At 64.8% G+C, this 24,442-nt stretch carries 23 protein-coding genes and 2 pseudogenes; 12 read left to right on the top strand and 13 right to left on the bottom strand.

What is annotated here, in order from left to right; genetic code table 11:
• Positions 1-181 precede the first annotated feature (181 nt).
• The gene (locus ACVW1C_RS04035) at positions 182-610 is read left to right on the top strand and encodes a hypothetical protein (RefSeq protein ID WP_456757277.1); all 429 of its coding nucleotides are present in this window, start codon (positions 182-184) and stop codon (positions 608-610) included.
• 65 nt (positions 611-675) lie between these two features.
• Here ACVW1C_RS04035 and ggt read toward each other — a convergent pair whose 3' ends face one another.
• Positions 676-2,382: a gamma-glutamyltransferase gene (gene ggt, locus ACVW1C_RS04040; protein ID WP_456757278.1), complete on the bottom strand. Its 1,707-nt coding sequence runs from the start codon at positions 2,380-2,382 to the stop codon at positions 676-678.
• 173 nt (positions 2,383-2,555) lie between these two features.
• On the opposite strand from ggt, the gene ACVW1C_RS04045 reads away from it, so the two are divergent.
• A complete protein-coding gene (locus tag ACVW1C_RS04045; RefSeq protein ID WP_456757279.1) occupies positions 2,556-2,768 on the top strand; it encodes a hypothetical protein in 213 nt (70 codons plus the stop codon).
• 199 nt (positions 2,769-2,967) lie between these two features.
• On the opposite strand, the gene ACVW1C_RS04050 is transcribed toward ACVW1C_RS04045, so the two are convergent.
• The 7 genes and pseudogenes from ACVW1C_RS04050 to ACVW1C_RS04080 form a co-directional block, all read right to left on the bottom strand.
• Positions 2,968-4,455, bottom strand: coding sequence for an amino acid permease (locus ACVW1C_RS04050; RefSeq protein ID WP_456762991.1), 1,488 nt, complete (start codon positions 4,453-4,455; stop codon positions 2,968-2,970).
• Positions 4,456-4,614: 159 nt separating this feature from the next.
• Positions 4,615-4,920 carry a BA14K family protein gene (locus ACVW1C_RS04055; protein ID WP_456757280.1) on the bottom strand — a complete coding sequence of 102 codons (306 nt, stop codon included), beginning with the start codon at positions 4,918-4,920 and terminating at the stop codon, positions 4,615-4,617.
• Positions 4,921-5,111: 191 nt separating this feature from the next.
• A complete protein-coding gene (locus ACVW1C_RS04060; protein WP_456762992.1) occupies positions 5,112-5,609 on the bottom strand; it encodes a c-type cytochrome in 498 nt (165 codons plus the stop codon).
• A 34-nt stretch (positions 5,610-5,643) separates the two neighbouring features.
• On the bottom strand, positions 5,644-6,921 hold the full coding sequence (soxC, locus tag ACVW1C_RS04065) for a sulfite dehydrogenase (RefSeq protein WP_456757281.1): 1,278 nt from the start codon (positions 6,919-6,921) through the stop codon (positions 5,644-5,646).
• 220 nt (positions 6,922-7,141) lie between these two features.
• Positions 7,142-7,612, bottom strand: coding sequence for a DUF1801 domain-containing protein (locus ACVW1C_RS04070; RefSeq protein ID WP_456757282.1), 471 nt, complete (start codon positions 7,610-7,612; stop codon positions 7,142-7,144).
• 164 nt (positions 7,613-7,776) lie between these two features.
• A pseudogene (locus ACVW1C_RS04075) lies at positions 7,777-8,058 on the bottom strand (VOC family protein); the annotation flags it as partial.
• Positions 8,059-8,302: 244 nt separating this feature from the next.
• Positions 8,303-10,078: pseudogene (locus ACVW1C_RS04080) on the bottom strand (putative bifunctional diguanylate cyclase/phosphodiesterase); the annotation flags it as partial.
• A 514-nt stretch (positions 10,079-10,592) separates the two neighbouring features.
• Here ACVW1C_RS04080 and ACVW1C_RS04085 point away from each other — a divergent pair.
• The 3 genes from ACVW1C_RS04085 to ACVW1C_RS04095 all read left to right on the top strand — a co-directional run bounded on the left by ACVW1C_RS04085 (position 10,593) and on the right by ACVW1C_RS04095 (position 13,536).
• The gene (locus ACVW1C_RS04085; protein ID WP_456757283.1) at positions 10,593-12,338 is read left to right on the top strand and encodes an ATP-binding protein; all 1,746 of its coding nucleotides are present in this window, start codon (positions 10,593-10,595) and stop codon (positions 12,336-12,338) included.
• 98 nt (positions 12,339-12,436) lie between these two features.
• Positions 12,437-13,015 (top strand): peroxidase-related enzyme, encoded by a 579-nt coding sequence (locus ACVW1C_RS04090; RefSeq protein ID WP_173642221.1) that lies wholly within the window; start codon positions 12,437-12,439, stop codon positions 13,013-13,015.
• An 8-nt stretch (positions 13,016-13,023) separates the two neighbouring features.
• On the top strand, positions 13,024-13,536 hold the full coding sequence (locus tag ACVW1C_RS04095; protein ID WP_456757284.1) for an MgtC/SapB family protein: 513 nt from the start codon (positions 13,024-13,026) through the stop codon (positions 13,534-13,536).
• Here the strand turns inward: ACVW1C_RS04095 and ACVW1C_RS04100 are convergent.
• Positions 13,497-14,123, bottom strand: a complete 627-nt coding sequence (locus ACVW1C_RS04100; RefSeq protein WP_456757285.1) for a ParB-like protein — start codon at positions 14,121-14,123, stop codon at positions 13,497-13,499. The genes ACVW1C_RS04095 and ACVW1C_RS04100 overlap by 40 nt on opposite strands.
• Positions 14,124-14,353: 230 nt before the next feature.
• Between ACVW1C_RS04100 and ACVW1C_RS04105 the strand changes: the two genes are divergently transcribed.
• From ACVW1C_RS04105 to ACVW1C_RS04135, 7 genes are all read left to right on the top strand, one after another.
• Positions 14,354-14,677, top strand: coding sequence for a hypothetical protein (locus tag ACVW1C_RS04105; protein ID WP_456757286.1), 324 nt, complete (start codon positions 14,354-14,356; stop codon positions 14,675-14,677).
• Between the two features lie 87 nt (positions 14,678-14,764).
• Positions 14,765-15,106 (top strand): hypothetical protein, encoded by a 342-nt coding sequence (locus ACVW1C_RS04110; RefSeq protein ID WP_456762993.1) that lies wholly within the window; start codon positions 14,765-14,767, stop codon positions 15,104-15,106.
• Between the two features lie 181 nt (positions 15,107-15,287).
• Positions 15,288-15,587 carry an acyl carrier protein gene (locus tag ACVW1C_RS04115; RefSeq protein ID WP_021081038.1) on the top strand — a complete coding sequence of 100 codons (300 nt, stop codon included), beginning with the start codon at positions 15,288-15,290 and terminating at the stop codon, positions 15,585-15,587.
• A gap of 9 nt (positions 15,588-15,596) precedes the next feature.
• Positions 15,597-16,073: a 3-hydroxyacyl-ACP dehydratase FabZ family protein gene (locus ACVW1C_RS04120; RefSeq protein WP_456757287.1), complete on the top strand. Its 477-nt coding sequence runs from the start codon at positions 15,597-15,599 to the stop codon at positions 16,071-16,073.
• Complete coding sequence (locus tag ACVW1C_RS04125; protein WP_456757288.1) at positions 16,066-17,250, top strand: beta-ketoacyl-ACP synthase; 1,185 nt, start codon at positions 16,066-16,068, stop codon at positions 17,248-17,250. Before ACVW1C_RS04120 ends, ACVW1C_RS04125 begins: the two co-directional genes overlap by 8 nt.
• A gap of 28 nt (positions 17,251-17,278) precedes the next feature.
• The gene (locus ACVW1C_RS04130; RefSeq protein WP_456757289.1) at positions 17,279-18,556 is read left to right on the top strand and encodes a beta-ketoacyl-ACP synthase; all 1,278 of its coding nucleotides are present in this window, start codon (positions 17,279-17,281) and stop codon (positions 18,554-18,556) included.
• Positions 18,557-18,573: 17 nt separating this feature from the next.
• On the top strand, positions 18,574-19,509 hold the full coding sequence (locus ACVW1C_RS04135) for a lipid A biosynthesis lauroyl acyltransferase (RefSeq protein WP_456757290.1): 936 nt from the start codon (positions 18,574-18,576) through the stop codon (positions 19,507-19,509).
• 115 nt (positions 19,510-19,624) lie between these two features.
• Here the strand turns inward: ACVW1C_RS04135 and ACVW1C_RS04140 are convergent, their stop codons facing one another.
• From ACVW1C_RS04140 to ACVW1C_RS04155, 4 genes are all read right to left on the bottom strand, one after another.
• On the bottom strand, positions 19,625-20,734 hold the full coding sequence (locus tag ACVW1C_RS04140) for a polyamine ABC transporter substrate-binding protein (protein WP_456757291.1): 1,110 nt from the start codon (positions 20,732-20,734) through the stop codon (positions 19,625-19,627).
• Between the two features lie 6 nt (positions 20,735-20,740).
• Entirely contained in the window at positions 20,741-21,910 is a 1,170-nt protein-coding gene (locus ACVW1C_RS04145) for an aminotransferase (RefSeq protein ID WP_456757292.1), read from the bottom strand.
• A gap of 8 nt (positions 21,911-21,918) precedes the next feature.
• The gene (locus tag ACVW1C_RS04150) at positions 21,919-22,248 is read right to left on the bottom strand and encodes a rhodanese-like domain-containing protein (RefSeq protein WP_176531973.1); all 330 of its coding nucleotides are present in this window, start codon (positions 22,246-22,248) and stop codon (positions 21,919-21,921) included.
• Positions 22,249-22,385: 137 nt separating this feature from the next.
• Positions 22,386-24,311, bottom strand: coding sequence for a potassium transporter Kup (locus ACVW1C_RS04155; protein WP_456757293.1), 1,926 nt, complete (start codon positions 24,309-24,311; stop codon positions 22,386-22,388).
• Between the last annotated feature and the right edge of the window lie 131 nt (positions 24,312-24,442).

Here is a 24,442-nt window from a genome sequence, read left to right on the forward strand (position 1 = left end):
GAGCCGGTTGCGAAAGAAAACCGCAGGCCGCGCCGGGCGCTTGCACTACCCGGCTGCCGTTCGAGGCGCTGTGTCGTCAGAAACCGGTGGACAAAGCCGGCCGGCCGACAGGATTGATGGTTTGTTAACCATGACTACCGCAAGTTGTTGCCATACACGCGACTCGCGGGGGCTGGTTCGCATGGCACTGCGCGGATTTAGGCGGCCCTTTACGGCCGACCCGAACGTCCTCGGATTTCCGAGACCTCCCGCATCGGCGATGGGCACTGAAGCGCTGGACCTCGTCTATCAGGCAGCGGATCTGTTCCGCAGCATCGAGGACCGAGCCCGCGCCGGCGAGGCGCGCGCCGAGGCCGCCGAACAGGCGCAGCTCGAAATCATCGCCGCCACCGAGCGCAAGCTGAGGGAGGCGTCCCGGGCACTCGAGGAGGCCAGGCGGCGTATCGAGTCCCAGCAGGAGCAGCTCGACGCCGCCGAGTTCCGGGCCCAGGCCGCCGAAGCCGAGGCGCGTGAAGCCAAGCAATCGCTGGCCCTGGTCGAGGATGCGATCCGCCGGCGCCTGCTGCTCACGAGTGGACACGACGACGGCAGGTCGACGGCCGTCGCCTGACGCACCACCGGTATTGCACGCGTTGCTCCCTGCCCGGCCGTCCCCACGCGAGCGCGCGACGGCAGTCAGTAGCCGGCGGCAAGCCCCGAATTGCGGCGCGGATCGTTTGCACCATAGAAGCGGTTGTTGCCGACCGGCTTGCCGTCCAGCGACGGCGCCCCGATGATGATGACCGCCAGGTGATTGGCAGGCTGTGGCGGCCCGAACTTGTGGCCCATGCCTTCCAAAATCTTCCGGGTGTCCGGCGATAGCGTGAAGTCCTCGAGGTTGGTCGCCTCCGGGAGCCATTGCTGGTGGAAGCGCGGCATGTCCACGGCTTCCTGCGCGTCCATGCCGTAGTCGATGGCGTTGATCATCGTCAGCAGCACGGCGGTGATGATACGGCTGCCGCCCGGAGTCCCGACCACCATGACCGGCTTGCCGTCCCTGGTGACGATGGCCGGGCTCATCGAGGACAGCGGACGCTTGCCGGGGACGATGGAATTGGCCTCCCCCTGCACCAGGCCGTAGAGGTTCGGCACGCCGACCTTGGCGGTGAAGTCGTCCATCTCGTCGTTCAGGAGCACGCCGGTCTTGGCCGCGGTCACCTTGGCGCCGAACCAGTCGTTCAGCGTGTAGGTCACCGACACCGCGTTGCCGTCCTTGTCGGCGATCGAATAGTGCGTGGTGTTGCTGCCCTCGTGCGGCGGAACGCCTGGCTTGATGTCCTTGGACACGCCGGCCTTGGCCGGGTCGATCACGGCGCGGATCTTCGCGGCGTAATTCTTGTCGAGCAAACGCTCGAGCGGATTCTTCACGAAGTCGGGGTCGCCGAGATAGCTGTTGCGATCAACGTAGGCGTGGCGCATCGCCTCGATCTGGTAGTGCACCGCCTGCGCGGAATGGTAGCCGAGCTCCTTCAGCGGATAGCCCTCGAGGATGTTCAGGATCTCGCAGATCACCACGCCACCCGAGCTTGGCGGCGGCGCCGAGACCACGTGGTAGCCGCGATAGTCGCATTCGACCGGCGCGAGCTCGCGAACCTTGTAGTTGTCGAGATCCTCCTGCGTGAGCAGGCCCTTGCCGGCCTGGCTCGAGGCGACGATCGCCGCCCCCACCCAGCCCTTGTAGAAGCCGTCGGTGCCGCGCTTGCTGATCTCGCGCAGCGTCTCGGCGAGCTCGTGCTGCGTCAGCCGCTCGCCGACCTGGAACGGCTTGCCGTTGTTGAGGAAGATCGCGGCCGAGGCCGGATCGCCCTCAAAATCCTTGGTCGAGGTCTGCAGCATGCTGACGTCGCCCTGGTCCAGCACGAAGCCGTCCTCGGCGAGTTGCAGCGCCGGCGCGATGACGTCCGCGCGCTTCATCGTGCCGTATTTCTCGCGCGCATATTCCATGCCGGCCACCGAGCCGGGCACGCCGACGGCGAGATGCCCCTTGGTCGACAGGCCGGGAATCACGTTGCCGTCCTTGTCGAGATACATGTTGGCGGTGGCGCCCCTCGGCGCCGTCTCGCGGAAATCCAGGAAGGTCTTGCGGCCGTCGGCGAGCTGGATGGTCATGAAGCCGCCGCCACCGAGATTGCCGGCGGCGGGATAGGCCACCGCCAGCGCGTAACCGACCGCGACGGCGGCGTCGACCGCGTTGCCGCCCCGCTTCAGCACCTCGATGCCGACCTGCGTCGCGAGATGCTGCGCGGATACCACCATGCCGTTCTCGGCGGCGACCGGCGCAACCGACGCCGCGTGGCCAGGAGCTGACGTCGTGACGCCGATCGCGACAATGGCCGCGACCATCCATCGCGCGCCCGCTTGTGGATTTCGCATTGGAGTTCCCCCGATTGCGCCGTTTGGGTGCGGCGTATGTTCCTTCTATCGGAGCGAGCAAGTGTAGCAGGCCGCGCGCCCGCGCACTATAGGCTCGTCGCGCGCCGCATCGGCCTTGACTTTCCGTTAGCCCGACGCGCGCCGTGGCTTGCCCGGCCGCGATCGATCTGAAGCCGCACAACGGCGCGATCGGCATGCGCGGTCCCGAATGCGCCCGGCGATGCTACCACGACGATAGCATCCTGATCCGCGCCGCCGCCGATACATTGATGATCTCACCGCCCCTGGTCATCACCGAGGACCAGATCGAGGCGAACTTCGCAGCGATCCGCCGCGCGTTGCACGCGATCGAGTGAACCTTTGGCTGCGGACGTTTGACTTTCAATGCCGCAACAAATTCGTTGTCGTCCCTGCGAAAGCAGGGACCCAACCACGAATGTTGATTGGTTTTCCGCGTTGGAATGACGAATCCCATCCATAACGCCCGCCGCGGCGTACGGGTCCCTGCTTTCGCAGGGACGACAGCTTCTTCGCGGAGCCGCCGCGCTTGATTTACTACACCCCACCCCTCGCCCGCAGCCGGCTGTGGCGTCTGCCGTAGGCGGCATAGATCACAAGCCCGATCACGAGCCACACCGCGAGCCTGATCCAGGTGTCGAGCGGCAGGCCGGCCATCAGGAACAGCGAGGTTCCCGCGGCAGCCGGTGCCACCAGCCAGATCGCCGGTGCCTTGAACGGACGCGGCAAGTCCGGATCGCGCAGACGCAGCACGAGCGTTCCGATCGAGACCACGGTGAATGCGAACAGCGTGCCGATCGAGACCAGTTCGCCGACGAGCCCGATCGGCAACAGCCCGCCGAGAATTGCAGCAACGCTGCCGGCGAAGATGGTCGACACATAAGGGGTCTGGAAGCGCGGATGGATCCTTGCGGCGATACCCGGCAGCAGCCCGTCATGCGCCATGGCGCGGAAGATCCGCGGCTGCGCCAGCAGCATGATGAGGATCACCGATGTCAGCCCGAACAGGATGCCGAGCTTGATGAAGGGACCAAGCCAGCCGATGCCAAGGGCATCGATGCCGACGGCGATCGGATCGGGCACGCTGAGCTTGTCGTACGGTACGATGCCGGTCAGCACGAAGCCGACCGCGACGTAGAGCGCGGCGCAGATCACGAGCGAGCCGAGAATGCCGATCGGCATGTCGCGCTCCGGCGTCTTCGCCTCCTGCGCCGCGGTCGAGATCGCGTCGAAGCCGATATAGGCGAAGAACACCACCGCCGCGCCGCGGACCACGCCGGACCAGCCGAATACGCCGGGACCGGCGTTCGGCGGGATCAGCGCGCCTTCCGGATTGCCCGCCGTCACCCAGTTCGCCAGCGATACCGAGGAGGCTGCGGTGGCGAGAAACAATGCGATGACGACGAGCTTCACCACGACGACGAAGCTGGTGAAGCGCGCGGACTCGCGGATGCCGACCACGAGCAGTGCGGTGACGAAAGCGATGATCCCCATCGCCGGGACATTGATGACCGCACCGGTCGACGACCACGCACCGGTATTGGCGTTGTAGGCGAGCGGCGCCGAGGTGAATTGCTGCGGCAGGTTGATGCCGAAATCGCGCATCAAGCTGACGAAATAGCCGGACCATCCGACCGAGACCGCGATCGCGCCGACCGCATATTCGAGGATCAGGTCCCAGCCGATGATCCAGGCGATCAGTTCGCCGAGCGTGGCATAAGCGTAAGTATACGCGCTGCCGCAGATCGGCACGGTCGACGCCATCTCGGCGTAGCACAGGCCGGCGAAGGCGCAGGCGACGGCACCAAGCATGAAGGAAAGCGTGACGGCGGGTCCGGCATTGGCGGCCGCCGCATGGCCCGTCAGCACGAAGATGCCGGCGCCGATGATGCCGCCGATACCGAGCGTCACCAGTTGCAACGCCGAGAGCGAGCGCTTGAAGACCGGCGTCTCCGCGTCGCCATCGGCACGCGCCGCTTCCTGCAGCAGATCCGCGGTCGACTTTCGGTCCCAGAAACCGGCCAGGGTGTCTGTCACGCCAGCTGCCCTCCGCCGCTCGGGCCCGGCGCGGCCCGACACGATCTGCGGACTATAACGCGCCCGACGTCCGGGCGTTCGGGCGCGGCGCGACGGCCGACGCGCTTATCCACCGCCAAGAGCGATAGCAAAGCGTGGCGCAGGGCCTTATTGGCAGGGATGGCGGCGACCGTCGCGGCCAAGGAAGGTGCCGGACGCAGGAACGAACGAATGGTAGCGTGCGCAAGACGAGGACGGCGCCGCCGGCATGGCCCCATAGGCATTCGCCGGGTTGCCGCTACGTTGCGCCGCCTGCTGGGCCTCACCCCACGGCGTCAGGGCGCCGCCGTTGATCGCGCTACGCCCCGGATTCTGCGCGTCGAAAAGCGCCGGCTCCGAGATCTGGGCCGAGACTGGCGTGAACGTCATTCCCACGAGCAGCACAGCGGCTGCAACGGCCTTGAGTCCGGCCATAGGGCCTCTCCGATGCATCAATTGAAATTCAACAAAGAAAGTACGCAAGGGCGGCAGCGCCGTCCCTGTGCCCAGAATTGATGTGGTGACGGCCAAACTCCCAATGCAGGGACCACCAGGTCACAATGCCGCGAGGCAGCCGTCGCCGCGGCACGACGACCGCGGCGCGCGACGGCCACCCGGTCCGCGCTTCACCGATTATGCACGTCGGGCCGCGGGTCGGAGACGAACCCGTCGCGGTTCGGCATTTTGACGGCGGCGAGCGACTTCGCATCGAGCACCACATTGGCGGGGACGATGCCGTTGAGGTTGAGGATGTAGGCGGACACCGCGTAGACGTCCTCATTGCTCAGCGATTGCGGCGCGTTCTGCGGCATCGCGCGGCGGATATAGTCGAACAAGGTCGAGGCATAGGGCCAGTAGCTGCCGACGGTGCGGATCGGCTTTGGGCTCGCCAGCGTGCCCTGTCCGCCGACCAGGCGATCACCGACGCCGCCCTGCCCGCTGTCGCCATGGCACGCCGCGCATTGCTCGCTGAACACGACGCGGCCGCGCTCGACGCTGCCGCTGCCCGGCGGCAACGCCGCGCCGTCACGGCCGATGTCGATGTTCCAGCCGGCGATCTCCGCCGGCGTCGCCTCGCGGCCGATGCCGTAGCGCTCCTCGGCATGAACGGCGACGCCGAGCATCGCGATCGCGCTCACCAGCGCGGCGGTCTTCAGATTACGCCTGGCCATTGGTCACCTCGCCATTCGCATCGATGCGCCAGGGCCAGATCGCGTTGTTATGGTAGAACGAGTTGAGACCGCGCACCGCCACCAATTCCGCCAGCGTCGGCTGCACGTAGCCGGTCTCGTCAATGGCGCGGCTCTGGATCACTGCGGGGGTGCCGTCCCAGTGCCAGGGCAAGCGGAAGCGCGTGAGCGCGCGCGTCAGCACCGGCGCCTGCAGCTCGGCCTGTTGCCAGCTCTTGCCTTCGTCGAGCGAGATCTCGACGCTCTTGATCTTGCCGTGGCCGCTCCAGGCTATCCCGGTGATCTCGTGAAAGCCGTGCGTGGTCAGCTTCTGACCGCCGGACGGCCGCGTGATGATCGACTTGGCCTCCATGTAGAAGGTGAATTCGCGCGACGTTCCGTCAGGCATCGGGTCGGTGTATTTCGAGGTCTCCTCGCGCGAATAGGCCGGCTCGGCGACCACCTTGAGCCGGCGCAGCCATTTCACGTTCATGTTGCCCTCGAAGCCCGGCAGCAACAGGCGCAGCGGATAGCCCTGCTGCGGACGCAGCCGCTCGCCGTTCTGGCTGTAGACCAGCATGGCGTCGTCGAGGCATTTCTCGATCGGGATCGAGCGCGTCAATGCGGCTGCGTCGGCGCCTTCGGCGACGATCCATTTGGCGCCCGCCTGCAAGCCTGCTTCGTCCAGCACCGTCTTCAGCGGCACGCCGGTCCATTCCGCGCAGCTCAGCAGGCCGACGAGGTCGGAGGCCGTCTTGCCGTAGGGCTTGGTGTAGACCGGATTGCCGGAGCACTCGAGGAAGTGGATGCGCGACTGCGACGGAAAGCGGCGGATGTCCTCCATCGTGAACAGCAGCGGGCGATCGACCATGCCGTGCAACATCAGCCGGTGCTCGGCCGGATCGATCGTCGGCACGCCGCCGTGGTGGCGTTCGTAGAACAGCCCGTTCGGCGTGATGATGCCGTCGAGCTCCTGCAACGGCGTGCGGCCCGACGCGGAGATGTATTGCGGCAGCGCCTTCGAGATGTTCTTGACGACGCCCTTCTCGTGCACCGATGGCGTGCCATAGGGCTGGCTTCCCATCGGATCGCCGGGCGCTTTCATCCATTCCGGCACGTTGGGCGGAAGATTACTCCCCTGTTCGGCAAGCGCGGTAGAACCGGCAACTCCCGCGATCGCGGAACCGCCGGCTAGTGCTGCGCCCGCCTGAAGAAATCGCCTGCGAGACGCCTCTCGCACGCGCCTGTCCGTCGTGTGTTCGCTCATCGACGTTTTCCTCCGACGTTACCAAACATGATCCGGAAAGGTGCGAAGCGGTTTTCCGAAAGGATCATGCTAGGACAACAACCTGAAGCACGATGACGATTCATCGTGCTTCAGCGCAGCCTAACACCAAACACCCGAGGCGAGGCAACGCTCGCGCGCGCAGAGCTGCATCGACGGCGCGGCGTGGCCATTGCCCGCCGGTCCTGACCTGCGTGGCCACTCACATCCGTTCGCCGGGCAATTCACTGGCTTGCTTCACCCAGGCGGTGAACTGGGCTTCGTCGAGCTCGTCGTTCTCATGAATATCGAGATAACGCGTGTGTTGCTGCTTGGACTCGCCCGGCGGCACCGGATGCAGCGATGCGCCGCGAAAGAATGCCACTTTGACATAGCGCGTGAAGACATGGATGCCGAGGAACCAGCCATCGCCTTCGACGCCGTAGAGCGGCGAGTTCCATTTCACCGCCTTGTGCACGCCGGGGATGGTCCGCACGATGAGCGCGTCAAGCTTGCGTCCGACGTCGCGCTTCCACCCCGGCATCGCCGCGATATAGGCTTGCACCGGAGCATCACCATACCCCTTTGCGATCTGCGGATTGCCGCCTGCGAGCAGACGCGGCTTTGCAGCCCCACGCTTCGCAGCTCCCTTCGTTGCGCTCTTTGCCGACGTCTTGAGCGTCCTGCCAGCCATTGTGCCTGTTCTCACCGTTCACGCGCCGCGCGCGACGCAGCCCCCGCCCTCTCAAAGCGGATTATATCGGCTACGCATCAATTTGTCGCCCGACCGCGCGTGTTCGAGGCGACGTATCGACGCGGAGGGTCAGTTTGCTTGCGGCGGTCGAGCACCTGGCCGATCACCGGCGGCGTGCCGTGGGTGTGGAACGATTCGATCGTCTTCAACCCCCAGGCCTGCCCCTTCCTGCGCTCCTCCTCGGTCCACACGATCGGCTTCCAGTCCGGCGCGAGGATCAGGCGGACTCCGGCATTGGCGACCTCGACGCGATTGCCGCCGGGCTCGTAGACGTAAAGAAAGAACGTCTGCTGGATCGCATGCTTGTGCGGTCCGGTTTCGATATGCACGCCGTTCTCAAGAAAAATATCCGCCGCCCGCAAGATCTCCTCGCGGCCGGACCGTGCGGCCGGGATAGGGTCGCCGACACCGTCAGCGCAATGGCGAGCGCGCACACCATGCAGAGCTTCATCCGCGCGGTGCGGCGATCGGTCATCGGCAGGAAGAAGAAGAACGCGATTGCCAGAACGAGGAGCGCATTCACGAGAATGTACATGGCGGAGGCCTCTTGTTGCGTAACAACAAGATGGCCGGCGCTCGCGCCGCATTCCGTGGCGGGAATCACATATTGAAAGCGACCGGGGCCGGCGATCAGGCGACCGAGACGGCCCTCTCGCGATGCGACGACAGCAGCTTGCGGATTTCGACATCCGGCACCGGACGGCTGAACAGATAGCCCTGCATCTCGGTGCAACCAAGGACGCGAAGCAGGTTGCGCTGCTGCTCTGTCTCGACGCCCTCCGCGGTCGTGGTCATGTCGCTCGCGGCGGCGATGTTCACGACGGCCTGGACGATCGTGGACGACGCGCCGGTCCCGGCGAGATCCTTGATGAAGGCGCGATCGATCTTGATCTTGTCGAAGGGGAAGCGCTGCAGATAGCTCAGCGACGAATAGCCGGTGCCGAAATCGTCGAGCGCGATCCGGACGCCGAGCTCGCGCAGCTGATGCAGGGTATCGAGCGCGGCCTCGTCGTCACGGATCAGCACGGCTTCGGTGATCTCGAGCTCGAGCCGCGAGGGCGGGAGCCCCGACGCCGCGAGCGCGGCGGCGACGTTCAGCGCCAGCGTCTGACTCTTGAACTGGATCGGAGACACGTTGACCGCGACGTTGATGTGATCCGGCCAGTTCACGGCTTCCCGGCACGCGGTGTTGAGCACCCAGTGCCCGAGATCGTTGATCAGGCCGGTATCCTCGGCGACCGGGATGAAATCTGCCGGCGAGACGGTGCCGCGTTCGGGATGCCGCCAGCGCACCAGTGCCTCGCAGCAGCTGACCTTGCCGTCCTCGAGATGGAGCAGCGGCTGATAGTGCAGCTCGAAGCTGCCGTCGGCAATGGCCTGGCGCAATTCCAGTTCGAGGCTGCGCCGCGCCTTGGCGCGCGCATCCATGCCGGCTTCGAAGAACCGGTAGGTGCGGCGTCCATCGCTCTTCGCGCCATAGAGCGCGAGGTCGGCGTTGCGCAGCAATTGATCGAGGTCGAGGCCGTCGGCGGGCGCGACCGCGATGCCAATGCTGGCGTCGGTCGTGATCAGGTGCCCGCTGCAATCGATCGGCTGGCGGATGGTTTGATAGATCGCGGCCAGCAGCTGCATGGTCTCGGTCTGATCGCGGACCGCAGCCTGGATCACCGCGAACTCGTCGCCGCCGAGCCGCGCCGCCACATCGGTCCCCCCGACGCAGGAGCGCAGGCGTTCGGCGATGGCCCTCAGCAGCTCGTCGCCGATCTGATGGCCGAGCGCGTCGTTGACGCTCTTGAACTCGTCGATGTCGATATACATGACCGCGATCTGTTCGCCGGGTCCGATCGCCGTCAGCGCCTGCTCGAGGCGCTGACGGAACAGCAGGCGGTTGGGCAGATCGGTAAGCGCGTCATAGTGCGCCATATGCGCGATCTTGTTCTCGGTGCGGGTCCGCTCGGTGATGTCCTCGATGGTCGCCACCCATCCGCCCTCCGGCAGCGGCTTGTTGACGATCTCGATCGCGCGCCCGCCCGGCGCCTCGGTCAGCTGACGCGTCGCCTTGCCGAGCTTCACATTGCGGATGATGGCATCGCAGAATTCGTCGACGTCGCCATCGAACGAGCCGGTCTCCTGCCGGTGCGCGATCAGCCGCTGCATAGTGCAGCCGGGCTTCGCCACGTCAGGCGAGAGCCCGAACATCTCGATGTAGGGACGATTGCAGATGATGATGCGCGCCGACGCATCGTAGAGCACGAGCCCCTGCGGAATGTTGTCCACGGCGGTCATGAGATTGCGGCGTTCGGTGGCGAGCCGCGCGTCGGAGATTTCATGGCGCTTCAGCAGCAGGAAGACGATCACGGCCATGATCGCAAAGGCCGCCATCAAGAGGCCTTCGCGCTCGCTCCATTGCGCGGTCACGCTTCCGAACAGGCTGCCGACCAGCAGGCCGGCACAGAACGCCAGCCCCTTGGTCGAGCCGGCGTCGGCATTTCCTGACGATGAATTGCGGTGTTCGATGCGCACGCTGATCTCTCCCGGCCGCGGCATCGTTACGCGGCACTGATGGAAAGGTCGTTACAACTCGCAGTTAGCAATCGGTTACACGATACCTGGAGATAGAGCGCAACATACCGCGCCGAAATCTCCGTAAACCTACGGAGCTGCCGATGCACTCCTCGAAGATGGTGAATCCCGCGTTAACGGACAAACCGCGAAACAAACCCGGCTGTGCCGGAAAGCGACGATTTCGCCGCCGATGGGCGCGACCGAGCGCAATCTCGCTGCACGATAGAAACAAATCGTCACCGGGAAGGTGTAGATTTAGCCGATGCGCAACCTCGGCGATTTAACGGTTTCTCTAAACCCGGGCGCGCATATTGGTCCGGACATTTAGATTTTGCGAACGAGCCAGGCTGGAACTGTGACATCCTTTGGACGTGTGATCTCTGTTCGCGGCTCGCAGGCCCGGGTTGGGCTATCGGCCGGCGGCCAGATGCAGTTTTCGGAAATGCGCGCGACCGTCGGACGTTTCGTCAGCATCCGCTGCGCGAGTTCGGTCATCGTCGCCATGATCACCGAAGTGTCGTGCGAGAACCTGCCGGCGTCCGACGAATACATGGCGACCGCCTCGGTCGACCTGCTCGGCGAAATCCTCGGCGGCGATCGCCCGAAGTTCCAACGCGGCGTCACCCACTATCCGACCATCGGCGACAGCACCGATTTGATCACCAACCAGGAGCTGCGCACGGTCTATGCACCGAGCGGCTCGGACCAGATCAATGTCGGCACGCTGCAGCAGGACCGTTCGGTCATCGCCTATGTCGATGTCGAGGAAATGCTCTCCAAGCACTTCGCGGTGCTCGGCTCGACCGGCGTCGGCAAATCCACCGGCGTGTCGCTGCTGCTCAACGAGATCCTGAAGTCGCGGCCGAACCTGCGCATCTTCCTGCTCGACGTGCACAACGAATACGGCCGCTGCTTCGGCGAGCGCGCGCAGGTGCTCAACCCGCGAAACCTGAAGCTGCCGTTCTGGCTGTTCAACTTCGAAGAGATCGTCGACGTGCTGTTCGGCGGCCGGCCCGGCGTGCCCGAAGAGCTCGACATCCTCGCCGAAGTGATACCGATGGCGAAGGGCATCTACACCCAGTACCAGAACTCCGACCGGGTCGGTCTCGGGCTCAAGCGGGTCGACCCCAAGCAGGTCGGCTACACCGTGGATACGCCGGTGCCCTATCGCCTCGTCGACCTGATCTCGCTGATCGACGAGCGCATGGGCAAGCTCGAGAACCGCTCCTCGCGCATCATCTATCACAAGCTGATCTCGCGTATCGACGCGGTGCGCAACGATCCGCGCTACGCCTTCATGTTCGACAATGCCAATGTCGGCGGCGACACCATGGCCGAGGTGATCAGCCATCTGTTCCGCCTGCCCGCCAACGGCAAGCCGATGACCATCATGCAGCTCGCGGGCTTCCCGGCCGAAGTCGTCGATTCCGTGGTGTCGGTGCTGTGTCGGATGGCGTTCGATTTCGGGCTGTGGAGCGACGGCGTCTCGCCGATGCTGTTCGTCTGCGAGGAAGCGCACCGCTACGCCTCCGCGGACCGCAACATCGGCTTCGGGCCGACCCGCAAGGCGGTGTCGCGCATCGCCAAGGAAGGCCGCAAATACGGCGTCTATCTCGGCCTGATCACGCAGCGTCCGGCCGAGCTCGACGCGACCATCATCTCCCAGTGCAACACGCTGTTCACGATGCGCCTCGCCAACGACCGCGACCAGGCGCTGCTGCGCTCCGCGGTGTCGGATGCCGCCGCCAATTTGCTGTCGTTCGTGCCTTCGCTCGGCACCCGCGAAGTGCTGGCGTTCGGCGAAGGCGTAGCGCTACCGACCCGGCTGCGCTTCAAGGAGGTGCCGCCGCACCAGCTGCCGCGCGGCGAAGCCACCATCGCAACGGTGCCGTCGGTCACTGCCGGCCATGACATGCATTTCGTCAGCGCCGTGCTGGAGCGCTGGCGCGGCGCCACCTCGCATCGCGACACGCAGAGCGACGCCAACTTCAACGCTCCCGCACCGCCGCGCTCCGTGGCGCCCGCCGAGGCGCCGATGCTGCAGCCGTCACTGGGCCTCGATCCGGACCGCTTCTCGCTCCTGAAGAAGCCACTGCGCTGACGTCATTATGGCAGGGCGCCGATGCGCCTTGCGCCCAAGCCGTCATCCACTATGGTTTCGCGTGACGCCGCGTCCCCGCGGCACGCCGGAACCATCTCATGACGCAGCCGACCGCAAAACGCTTCCCGACGCCCGCTCTCGACAAGCTCCCCGAGGATATCCGCACCCGCATCCTGGCGGTGCAGGAGAAGTCCGGATTCGTGCCGAACGTCTTCCTCACTCTGGCCTACCGCCCCGACGAGTTTCGCGCGTTCTTTGCCTATCACGACGCGCTGATGGAAAAGGACTCCGGCCTCTCCAAGGCCGAACGCGAGATGATCGTGGTGGCGACCAGCGCTGCCAACCAGTGCCAGTATTGCGTAATCGCCCATGGCGCGATCCTGCGCATCCGCGCCAAGAACCCTGAGATCGCCGACCAGATCGCAATCAACTACCGCAAGGCCGACATCACGCCGCGACAGCGCGCGATGCTCGATTTCGCGATGAAGGTCAGCCGCGCGGCCGAGGAGGTCTCGGAGGCGGACTTTGCCGCGCTCGCTGCCCACGGCTTCAGCGACGACGACGTCTGGGACATCGCCGCGGTCGCGGCCTTCTTCGCGCTTTCGAACCGGCTTGCGAACGTCACCGGTATGCGGCCGAACGCCGAGTTCTACATGCTCGGCCGGCAGCCGAAATAGAGGACGCCTTGGTAGACTGGAGCGAGATCATCCTGCGTCTCGGCGCGGCCACTCTTGCCGGCAGCGCGATCGGGCTCGACCGCGACCTGCGCGGCAAGCCGATCGGGCTGAAGACACTGGGTCTCGTCAGCCTCTCGACGGCCACGGTCGTGCTGCTGGCCTTGCAGGCGGTCGATCCGGGGAAATTCACCGATGCGGTCAGCCGCGTAATCCAGGGTGTGCTGACCGGCATCGGCTTTCTTGGCGCCGGCGTGATCGTCCGACGGGGCGACCGCTATCACGTCCACGGCCTGACCAGCGCCGCATGCGCGTTCTTCGCCGCCTGCGTCGGGATCGTCTGCGGCGCCGGACACTGGCCGATCGTCATCACCGTGCTCGTGCTGGCATTCCTGCTGCTGACCTTCGGCAAGCGGACCGAGCGGTGGCTGCACCGCGCGCTCGGCGGCAGGGAGGACCAAGACGGACCGGAGGTCGCGCCCGGTCAGTCGTCAGATGCCGGCCCACACCATCCGGGCAAATAGACCGCCTCCTTGCCCCGGCCCAGCTCCAACCCCTTTTCCAGCGCCTTGGCGAAATTGTTCTCCACGGTCTTGCGCGGGATGTGGCGGCGCAGGAAGTCGGCCCACAGGAATTCGCTGAACGGCGTCGTGTCCTTGGCAAAGCCGCCGGCCCGGCGCATCTCGCCGGCGAGGCTGCGGAACGGATCGTCCTTGAGGTCCTTGATCGATTTCGGAATGTCCCTGAAGTGCCGGCGCTCGCCCTTGGAGTCGTAGGGATAGACCCAGCGTTTGTTGTCCATCACGCCCCAGAACACGTCACGCTCGACCATCGTGAGATCGCCGATCACCGTGACCAGGATGTCCTTGACGCCCTCCTCGTGCAGCGCCCGCGCCATGTGATGATGGTCGACCACGTAGTAGCGATCGTCCGGACCATGGACCACGGGGATCATGTGCTTGCCCAAGAGTTCGGCGCGCTTCTTGTCCGAACTGTGCTCGCGCCAGCGCTTCCGCTTCTCCTTCACCTCCTGCATGCCGACCGTCATCTGGGTCGGTCGCAGCGACAGGATCGGGACCGGTTTGACGTAAGGCTCGCGCGTATGGGCCATGATTTGCACTCCCGTTTGACCGGCACTCCGGAATGGGTTCCATTATGACATGATGTCGCAAGCAGGCGGAAGAGCCGGTTCGGCGGAATGGCTTTGAGAACAAGCGATCGCGTGAAGGCGCGCATGATCCGTTTCGGCAACCGCGAGGTCGTGACCGAGGGGTTGGAGCTGAGTTTCTGGGCAGACATCAGCCATCGCTGCATGACCGCATCCTGTTCTCGATGTCGCTGATGACCGGGCTGATCTTCGCCCGCTTCTCGCGGCCGAGCGCACGCCTGCTGTTCGCCGACAACCCCGTGATCTCGGACCATGAGGGCCAGCTCACGTTGATGATCCGCCTGGCCAACGAGCGGCACAACATCACCGCCAATGCCGGGCTCGGCCTCTTCGTGTCGGGCTATGACGACGGTGCAGCGCAAACTGTGCACGCGCGAAAATCGTACGAAAACTCTGACGTACGTTTCGGCCATCGCTATGCCAAGATGCTGCAGACGACCGACGACGGCCGTCTGCGCATCGACTACGGTCGGTTCCACGAGACCATCGAAGGATAAATACCACCTCTGCGCGCATCAAGATTTTAGGTGTGAAGCGCAGCGAACATGCTAAACATAAGCGGCGACGCGACCGGACTGACAACAGTGAAGACGCAGCGGCCAATTTCCTCGGATGACGAGCACGTGGTGCTCAAATTCCGGCCGCGTACCTCGGCGCAGCCGCCCGGCAAGCGCGAGGAGGCGGTCCGATCGACCCGCCCTGTTTCCGTCGCCAACGACCTCTCCCGCTATGAGAAGCCGCGCGAGGAGCCGGATGATTTCCGCCAGCGCATGCTCGCCAACATCGCCGCCTTCGCCTTTACCGTGGCGCTCACCGCGATCGGCATCTGGCTCGCCATGAGCATCGCCGATTTGCGCAAGACCCAGGATTGCGTGCTGATGGGCCGCCGGGATTGCGCGAAGATTACGGTGATGCCACGCAGCTAGGCAGGCCGGAACCGTACCCAAAAACCGTCCTCGCCCGGCCGGCCAAGCTCCATTGAACTAACGGCCCTGCTCCGATATACGGGCACACGACTCCGGCAGCAGCAATCAGGCAATCCGGGGCACCGCGCCCGCCTCCTCCGAGCCGACCCGGATTTACCTTCAATATATCAAAGGCTTAATGATGTCATCCACATTCGAGCAGATCGCCAACATTATCGCGGAGACCTGCGACATCCCGCGCGATACGATCAAGCCGGAGAGCCACGCGATCGACGATCTGGGGATCGACAGCCTCGACTTCCTCGACATCGCCTTTGCCATCGACAAGGCCTTCGGGATCAAGATGCCGCTTGAGAAGTGGACCCAGGAGGTCAACGACGGCAAGGCCACGACTGAGCAGTACTTCGTGCTGCAGAATCTCGCCGACCGCATCGACGAGCTGGTTGCGGCCAAGAATGCGGGTACGGGCTCGGCCTCGTAATCGCCCATCATGCAGCTTGAAACTTTTCAGCTGATCGATCGGATCGTCGACCTCAACCTCGACGCAAAGACCATTGTCGTCGAGGCGGATGTCCCGCCGGACAGCCACTCTGTGTTTGCAGGGCACTTCCCGGGCTACCCGATCATGCCCGGTGTGCTGCTCACCGAAGCAATGGCTCAAAGCTCGGGCTGGCTGATCCTCGGTCTGACCAAGTTCGAGCGCATGCCCTTCCTGGCCATGGTCAAGGAAGCCAAGATGCGTGGCTTCGTCAGCCCCGGCTCGACACTGACGATCGAAGCCAAGATCGAACACGAAGGTTCAGGCTTCACCGTGACCTCGGCGAAAGTCCGCGTCGGCAAGGAGCTCAAGTGCAATGCCGAGCTGACCTTCCGCCATATCCCCTTCCCCAATCCGGACTTGCGTGTGCACATGGACGCGATGGCCAACAAGATCGGGTTTCCGCAGCAGGCAATGAGTAATGGCTGAAAAGGAAGTCTGGATCACTGGCGTAGGCTTGCTCTCCTCGCTCGGCGAGGGGCTGGATGCGCATTGGGAGGCGCTCGGCGCCAAGCGCATCAATGCGGACGAGAAACACCTCGCGCCGTATGTGATCCATCCGATTGCTCCCGTCAGCTTCGACGTCCAGATCCCAAAGAAGGGCGATCAGCGTCAGATGGAGACATGGCAGCGGATCGGCACCTACGCCGCCGGGCTGGCGCTTGATTCCGCCGGCGTCAAAAGCAATCAGGAAATCCTGTCGCGGATGGACATGATCATCGCAGCCGGTGGCGGCGAGCGTGACCTCAATGTCGACCTGGCGATCATGAACGCCGATGCGCAGGGCAAGCTGCCGCCTGCCGTCCTCAACGAGAAGCTGATGAACGAGTTGCGCCCGACGCTGTTCCTGGCGCAGCTCTCCAACCTGCTCGCCGGCAACATCGCGATCGTTCACGGCGTGTGCGGGACGTCGCGCACCTTCATGGGCGAGGAAGCCGCGAGCATCGACGCAGCGCGGATCGCCGTCGCGCGCATCGGGGCCGGACAGAGCGACATCGCGCTGGTCGGCGCGGCCCACAACGGCGATCGCGGCGACCTCTTGATGCTCTATTCGTTCGGCGACTTCGCCCTCAAGGATCAATACGCGTCGGTCTGGGCCCGCCGAAACAACCCGGGCTTCGCCATCGGCTCCGCCGGCGCCTTCCTGGTGATGGAGTCGCGCGAGCATGCCGAGGCGCGCGGCGCCAAGCCGTACGCCAAGCTCACCAAGGTGGTCGCCGATCTTGCCAAGCGCAAGCAGCCCGGCGCCGTGACGAAGTCGCTGCAGGCGATGTGGCCACAGCTCGGGGTCAGCAACGACAACGCCATGCTGATCACGGGCGCGACCGGCGCCGAGCCTGCGACCGCCGAGGAGCGTGAATTCCTCGCTCAGCATCCCGGCCTTGCCGTACGCGCCACCGGAACGACCTTTGGGCACACCATGGAGGCGCAGTTCCCGCTCGGGCTGGCGCTGGCCGCGTTGTCGATCTCGCGCGGCGCGCTCTATCCGGCCAACGACCCGACCGGGCTGGAGGTTGAAAAGACCGAAGCGCCAACCCAGATTGTCGTGTTGGGGGTCGGCCACTGGCAGGGCGAAGGCATGGCACTGGTCGAGGCCGTCAAGTAAATTCGGCGCAAGCACCGACGGGGACACCATGACAGCACCACGCGATAAATTCGGCCGACCGATCGTCGTCGTGACCGGCATGGGAATTGTGACGTCGCTCGGCGGCGGCAAGACCGACAATTGGAGGCGCCTCAGCGCGGGCGAGTCCGGCATCAAGACCGTGACGCGCTTCCCGCTCGACAGTCTGAAGACGACGATGGCCGGCGCCGTCGATTTCGTCACCGTCGACCCGTTCTCCTCGACCAGCCTGTCGCAGCGCCTGGCCGAGATCGCGACCGAAGAAGCGCTGGAGCAGTCCGGCATCGGCAGCAAGGGCGACTTCCCCGGCCCGCTGTTTCTCGCGGTCGCGCCGATCGAGACCGAGTGGCCGCAGCGGCTCGAGGTCGCGCGCGAGGTTCCGACCAAGGACTTTGGCATCATCGACTATCTGGCGACCTGCAGCGGCGGCAAGTTCGCCCACTTCCACCGGCGCTTCACTTTCGGTTCGGTCGCGCTCAACCTCGCCGAGACCTTCGGCACCAAGGGGTCGCCGATCTCGCTCTCGACGGCTTGTGCGTCCGGTGCGACTGCGATCCAGCTCGGCGTCGAGGCGATCCGCCGCGGCGAGACCGATGCAACGCTGTGCGTCGCGACCGACGGCTCGGTCAATCCGGAAGCCATGGTGCGCTTCTCGCTGCTCTCGGCGCTCTCCACCCAGAACGATCCGCCCCAGGGCGCCTCAAAGCCGTTTTCGAAGAACCGCGACGGCTTCGTGATGGCCGAAGGCGCTGGCGCATTGGTGCTGGAGAGCTACGACGCGGCGATGGCGCGCGGCGCGCGCATCCTCGGCGTCGTCGCCGGCTGCGGCGAGCTCACCGACTCCTTCCACCGCACCCGCTCTTCCCCGGACGGCAAGCCGGCGATCGGCTGCGTGCGCAAGACACTTGCTGACGCGGGCATGGAGCCCGAGCAAATCGATCACATCAACGCGCACGGCACCTCGACGCCGGAAAACGACAAGATGGAATATCTTGCGACCGCGGCGGTGTTCGGCGAACACACCAAAAACATTCCGGTGTCGTCGAACAAATCGATGGTCGGCCACACCATCTCGGCCGCCGGTGCGGTCGAGGCGATCTTCTCGCTGCTCACGCTCGAGCATCAGCGGATTCCGCCGACGATCAACTACGAGGTGCCCGATCCCGCGATCCCGTTCGATGTGGTCGGCAACAAGGCGCGCGACGCCAAGGTGACCGCCGTGATGTCGAACTCGTTCGGGTTCGGCGGGCAGAACGCTTCGCTGATCCTGACGCGCGAGCCGGCCTAGCGCCCTCGCCTTATCAGATGAAACGCCTGCTCCTTCGCGCCCGCGCGCATCTGCGTGATGCCGCAAAACCTGTGACCGATGCGGCGATCGGCGGGCTGACGATCGGCCTGCTGCGCACCACGCGCTATTTCGATCCGGAGAAGACCGCACGGTTCTTCGGCCGCGCCGCGCATTTCATCGGCCGCCGGCTGCGCGAGGATCGCATCGGCCGCGAGAATCTCACGGCCGCCTTCCCGGAGAAGTCACCGCAGGAGATCGAAGAGATCCTGACCGGCGTCTGGCACAACCTCGGACGCATCGGGGCCGAATTCGCGCACATCGACCGCATCTGGGACCACGATCCCCAGAATCCCGACAAGCCGGGTCGCGTCGAGTTCTCGGCGCGCAGCAAGCAGCTGTTCGACCAGTTGCGTGACGACGGCAAGCCGGCCTTGTTCTTTGCCGCACATCTCGGCAACTGGGAGCTCTCTCCGATTGCCGCGGCGGCACATGGGCTCGACGCTACGATCCTGTTCCGGCGGCCGAACATCGAAGCAGCCGACCGTGCCATCGAACGGATCCGCGCAGTCAACCTCGGCACGCTGGTCCCGGCCGGCCGCGACGCGCCGCTCAAGCTGGCGCAGGCGCTTCAGCGGGGCCAGCACGTCGCGATGCTGGTCGACCAGTATTTGACCAACGGCGTTCCCGTGACCTTCTTCGGCCGCAAGACCACCGCGAATCCGCTGCTGGCGCGCTTGCGCCGGCAGATCGATTGCCCGATCCACGGCACCCGGATCATCCGCCTGCCCGACGGCCGTTTCCGCGGCGAGGTCACCGAGGAAGTGAAGCCGGTGTTCGACGCATCCGGCCAGATCGACATCCAGGGCACGATGCAGGCGATCACCGACATCGTCGAGGGCTGGGTCCGCGAATATCCGGATCAGTGGCTCTGGCTGCACCGGCGCTGGCGGTAGGCGGAGACTGTCATTCGTCATTGCGAGCGAAGCGAAGCATCGCCACTTGCGGAACCATGGATTGCTTCGTCGCTGACGCTCCTCGCAATGACGGCACGCGACTGCGACGAGAATGTCACTTCCCGGTCTTCACGCGAGTCCACAGCCGATTGATGATCCGCTGCGTCGCCGGATCGCGCGCCGTGATCACGAACAGCTTCTTCTGCATCGCCTCGTCGGGATAGATGTTCTTGTCGTTGAATATCTTCGGATCGATCAGCTTCTGGCTCGCCAGATTGCCGTTGGCGTAGGACAGGAAGTTCGAATTCTTGGCCGCGACGTCGGGACGGTAGAGGTAGTTGATCAGCTCGTAGGCCTCGGCGACGTTCTTCGCGTCCGCCGGAATCGCGAGATTGTCGAAGAACATCTGCGCGCCTTCCTTCGGGATCGTGTAGCCGATCTCGACGCCGGCCTTGGCTTCCGCCGCCCGGCTGCGCGCCTGCATGATGTCGCCCGACCATCCGACCACAAAGCAGATCTCACCCGAGGCCAGCGCGCTGAGATATTCGGACGAGTGGAATTTGCGCACATAGGGCCGGATCTTGATGACGAGGTCGGCGGCCTTCTCTAGGTCGGCCTGCTTGGTCGAGTTCGGGTCCAGGCCGAGATAGCTTAGCGCCGCCGGCAGGATGTCGTCGGCGGAATCCAGCATGTGAATTCCGCAATCCTTGAACTTGGCGAGATTCTCCGGCTTGAACACCATGTCCCAGCTGTCGATCCTGGCATCGGGCCTGAGAATCTTCTCCGCCATCTTGACGTTGTAGCCGATGCCGGTGGTGCCCCACATGTAGTTGGCGCCGTAATTATTGCCGGGATCGTAGGTCGCGAGCTGACCGGTCACCACCGGCCACGCATTGGCGAGGTTCGGCAGCTTCGATTTGTCGAGCTTGAGGAATACCTTCGCGGTGATCTGCCGCTGCAGGAAATAGCCGGTCGGGACCACGACGTCGTAGCCCGACTTGCCGGCAAGCAGCCGCGTCTCCAGCGTCTCGTTGGCGTCAAACGTATCGTAGACGACCTTGATACCGGTTTCCTTGGTGAAGTCCTCGAGGACTCCCGGCGCCATGTAGTTCGACCAGTTGTAGAAATTGACCGTGCGCTCCTCCGCACGTGCGGAGGCAGCGAACAACAGAACCGTGGCGATCGCGCCGACGAGGCTGACGAAACGACGGCTCTGCTTCTGCATTCTGGCTTACCTCTTGCGACGATGGACTGCGTCGGACAGCCGCTCCAGCGCGGTGTCGAGCGTCGAGTCCTTCTTGGCGAAACAGAAACGCACCACCGACGTCACCGCATCCTGCTCGTAAAACGCCGACACTGGAATAGCCGCCACCTTGTAATCCTGCACAATTCGCCAGCAGAACTCCGCATCGGTCTCGTTCAGACCAAGCGGCGACAGATCGACGGTGAGGAAGTAGGTCCCCTGCGACTTCAGCACCGGAAAGCCAATGCTCTCGAGCCCCTTTGTGAGGCGGTCGCGGCTGCGCGCCATGTCCTTGCGCATGTCGAAGAAATAATCGTCCGGCTTGCTGAGGCCGTACGCGACGGCCGCCTGCAGATTGGGCGCCGTCGTGAAGGTGAGGAACTGGTGCACCTTCGCAGCGACGCGCAGCAGCGGGGGCGCGGCGCAGACGAAGCCGATCTTCCATCCGGTCAGCGAGAAGATCTTGCCCGCGCTGCCCACCTTGATCGTGCGGTCGCGCATACCGGGAATCGTGATCAGCGGGATGTGCACGCGGCCGTCGAACACGACGTGCTCCCAGACCTCGTCGCAGATCGCGACCACGTCGAACTCCTGGCAGTACCGCGCCAGCAGTTCGAGGTCCTCGCGCGGATAGACCACCGCCGCCGGATTGAGCGGATTGTTGAACAGCACCGCCTTGGTCTTGTGGTTGAAGACGCTGCGCAGCATCTCCTCGTTCAGCCGCCACTCCGGCGGCTCGAGCCGCAACAGCCGCGGAATGCCGCCGGCCTGGCGGATGATCGGCAGATAGGAATCATACACCGGCTGAAAGCAGACCACCTCGTCGCCCGGCTCGACCACGGCGAGGATCGAGGAGGTCAGCGCCTCGGTGCCGCCGGAGGTGACCATCACCTCGGTCATCGGATCGAGCTTGAGCCCGTGCCAGTGGCCGTAATGCGATGCGATCGCCTGACGGAGTTCCGGAATGCCCATCATCGACGGATACTGGTTGTAGCCGTTGATGGACGCGTCCGCGGCGGCGCGGCGGATGTCCTCCGGTCCGGGATCGTCGGGAAAGCCTTGGCCGAGATTGATGGCGTTGTTGTCGCGCGCCGCCTGCGACATCGCCTCGAAGATGGTGACGGGAAGGTCCGCGAAGACCTTGTTCATGGAGGTCATATCAGGGATCAGCCGCCGGTCTTGGTGGGCAGTCCTGCCGCCTTCCAGCCGATGATGCCGCCCGCCAAATGCTTGTCGTAGGGCAGGCCCGCGGCCTGGGCGGCCAGCGAGGCCGTCACCGAGCGCTTGCCGGAGCGGCAGGCGAACACCACCTGCTTGCCCTGCGGATCGGGAATCGCTGATGGATCGAACGTCGACAACGGCACCACGACGCCATCGGGATAGGCCTCAACGGCGACCTCATTGGGCTCGCGGACGTCGACCAGGAGATAGCGGCCTTCCGCTATGCCCTTCGACACCTCGTCCGGAAACAAATCTTCCACCTTGTGGTCCGCCACGGAAATATCCTCCCGATATCAGCTTGGGCGAGCGTCGCGCGGCTCGCCGGTCCGGGCCGCAAAGTCGCCTCTCGCGCGGAGAAAATCAAGCACCCGAAACGGGTTAGATGCCGCGCCGAAACGCTGAATCGTGGACCCTAGATCGTGACTTGCGTACCGACCTCGACCACCCGCCCGGTCGGGATCTGGAAATAGTCGGTGGCATCGTTCGAGGAGCGGCTCAGCGCGATGAACAGATGGTCCTGCCAACTCGGCATGCCCGAATGGGCCGCCGGCTTCAGCGCACGGCGGGACAGGAAGAAGGAGGTCGACATGATGTCGAACTGCCAGCCGAGCTTGCGGGCGATCGCCAGCGTCTTCGGCACGTTCGGCTGCTCCATGAAGCCGAACTTCAGTGTCACCTTGGAGAAGGTCTCGGTCAGCTGCTCCATCCGCACCCGCTCGGACGGATCGATGCGCGGCGTCGGCGCGGTCTCGATGGTCAGGATGACATTCTTCTCGTGCAGCACCTTGTAGTGCTTGAGGCTGTGCATCAGCGCGGTCGGCGCGCTGACGGGATCGCTGGTCAGGAACACAGCGGTCCCGGAGACGCGCTGCGGCGGCCGCTTCTCCAGCATCGCGACGAGATCGGCGAGCGGAAATTCCAGCTTGCGCGACTTCTCGAACAACAGCCGGCTGCCGCGCCGCCAAGTATACATCACCACGATCATCGCCCCGCCGAGGGCAAGCGGCACCCAGCCGCCCTCGAACACCTTGAGCAGGTTGGCGGCCAGGAACGTGATGTCCAGGAACAGGAACGGCGCGACCAACGCCGCGGCGGCGATCGGCGACCAGCGCCAGACCTTCCAGATCACCACAAAACCCATCATCGCCGTCACCACCATGGTGCCGGTCACGGAGATGCCGTAGGCCGACGCCAGCGCGCTCGACGAGCGGAACATCAGCACCAGCACGATGACCGCGATAAACAGGAACCGGTTGATACGCGGCATGTAGATCTGCCCGGAATGCGCTTCCGAGGTGTGGCGGATCTCGAACCGCGGCAACAGGCCGAGCTGGATCGCCTGCCGAGTTAGCGAATAGGCGCCGGTGATGACAGCCTGGCTCGCGATCACCGTCGCCATGGTCGCAAGCGTGACCATCGGGATCAGCGCCCAGTCCGGGAACATCAGGAAGAACGGGTTCTCGATACCTTTGGGATCGCCGATCAGAAGCGCGCCCTGCCCGAGATAGTTCAGCGCCAGCGACGGCAGCACGATGAACAGCCACGCGGTCTGGATCGGGCGTTTGCCGAAGTGACCGAGGTCGGCATAGAGCGCCTCCGCGCCGGTCACGGCGAGGAAGACCGCACCGAGCGTGATGAAGCCGATCACGCCGTGATGCAGCATGAACGACACCGCAAGGATCGGGTTGAACGCGTACAGTACCTCGGGGTGCTGCACGATCTGCGGCAGCGCCGCGATCGCGATCACGGCGAACCACACGCACATCACGGGGCCGAAGAACGCGGCGACGCGCGCGGTGCCGCGCGACTGCACCGAGAACAAGACGACCAGGATCACCACCGTGAGCGGGACGACGTAGGGGTCGAAGGTGGCGGTGACGAGCTTGATGCCTTCGATCGCGGACAGCACCGAGAGCGCCGGGGTGATGACGGCATCGCCGTAGAACAGCGCGCCGCTGATGATGCCGAGCAGCACGATCGCGGCTCCGCCCTTGGTGACCGCGCGCTGCGCCAGCGCCATCAGCGCCAGCGTCCCGCCCTCGCCATTGTTGTCGGCACGCAGCAGGATCACGACATATTTCAGCGTCACGACGACGATCAACGCCCACAGGATCAGCGAGAGCACGCCGAGCACCGCATGCGCCGTCACGGCGCCCTCGCCGCTGGCAGCCGCGACGACGGCTTCGCGCAGCGCGTACAGCGGGCTGGTGCCGATGTCGCCATAGACGACACCGATGCTGCCGAGCATCAGCGCCTTGAAGGTGGCGGTTGAATGCGCCTCGCCATGGCCGTTTACCGCGGGCGTTTCCGCCGCGGTGATCGCACTCTCGGATGACATGGGGAAGCTGCGCCTCTGTCTTCTGCCGCACTGCACAATGCCGGGTCGCAGGCCTATACTCCCGGCAGGAATGCATAGGTTAGCCCGGATTCAGGCCTCCGCCATGCATATCACGCATAGATCACGGCTTT

It is taken from the genome of Bradyrhizobium sp. USDA 4011 (assembly GCF_054063415.1).

Bases quoted from the DNA above. Each gene is read 5' to 3' on its own strand.
- ACVW1C_RS04035 (WP_456757277.1), top strand. From the start codon at position 182: ATGGCACTGCGCGGATTTAGGCGGCCCTTTACGGCCGACCCGAACGTC.
- ggt (WP_456757278.1), bottom strand. From the start codon at position 2,382: ATGGTCGCGGCCATTGTCGCGATCGGCGTCACGACGTCAGCTCCTGGC.
- ACVW1C_RS04055 (WP_456757280.1), bottom strand. From the start codon at position 4,920: ATGGCCGGACTCAAGGCCGTTGCAGCCGCTGTGCTGCTCGTGGGAATG.
- ACVW1C_RS04060 (WP_456762992.1), bottom strand. From the start codon at position 5,609: ATGCTCGGCGTCGCCGTTCATGCCGAGGAGCGCTACGGCATCGGCCGC.
- soxC (WP_456757281.1), bottom strand. From the start codon at position 6,921: ATGAGCGAACACACGACGGACAGGCGCGTGCGAGAGGCGTCTCGCAGG.
- ACVW1C_RS04070 (WP_456757282.1), bottom strand. From the start codon at position 7,612: ATGGCTGGCAGGACGCTCAAGACGTCGGCAAAGAGCGCAACGAAGGGA.
- ACVW1C_RS04090 (WP_173642221.1), top strand. From the start codon at position 12,437: ATGACGCAGCCGACCGCAAAACGCTTCCCGACGCCCGCTCTCGACAAG.
- ACVW1C_RS04100 (WP_456757285.1), bottom strand. From the start codon at position 14,123: ATGGCCCATACGCGCGAGCCTTACGTCAAACCGGTCCCGATCCTGTCG.
- ACVW1C_RS04105 (WP_456757286.1), top strand. From the start codon at position 14,354: ATGACCGGGCTGATCTTCGCCCGCTTCTCGCGGCCGAGCGCACGCCTG.
- ACVW1C_RS04115 (WP_021081038.1), top strand. From the start codon at position 15,288: ATGTCATCCACATTCGAGCAGATCGCCAACATTATCGCGGAGACCTGC.
- ACVW1C_RS04120 (WP_456757287.1), top strand. From the start codon at position 15,597: ATGCAGCTTGAAACTTTTCAGCTGATCGATCGGATCGTCGACCTCAAC.
- ACVW1C_RS04125 (WP_456757288.1), top strand. From the start codon at position 16,066: ATGGCTGAAAAGGAAGTCTGGATCACTGGCGTAGGCTTGCTCTCCTCG.
- ACVW1C_RS04130 (WP_456757289.1), top strand. From the start codon at position 17,279: ATGACAGCACCACGCGATAAATTCGGCCGACCGATCGTCGTCGTGACC.
- ACVW1C_RS04135 (WP_456757290.1), top strand. From the start codon at position 18,574: ATGAAACGCCTGCTCCTTCGCGCCCGCGCGCATCTGCGTGATGCCGCA.
- ACVW1C_RS04140 (WP_456757291.1), bottom strand. From the start codon at position 20,734: ATGCAGAAGCAGAGCCGTCGTTTCGTCAGCCTCGTCGGCGCGATCGCC.
- ACVW1C_RS04145 (WP_456757292.1), bottom strand. From the start codon at position 21,910: ATGACCTCCATGAACAAGGTCTTCGCGGACCTTCCCGTCACCATCTTC.
- ACVW1C_RS04155 (WP_456757293.1), bottom strand. From the start codon at position 24,311: ATGTCATCCGAGAGTGCGATCACCGCGGCGGAAACGCCCGCGGTAAAC.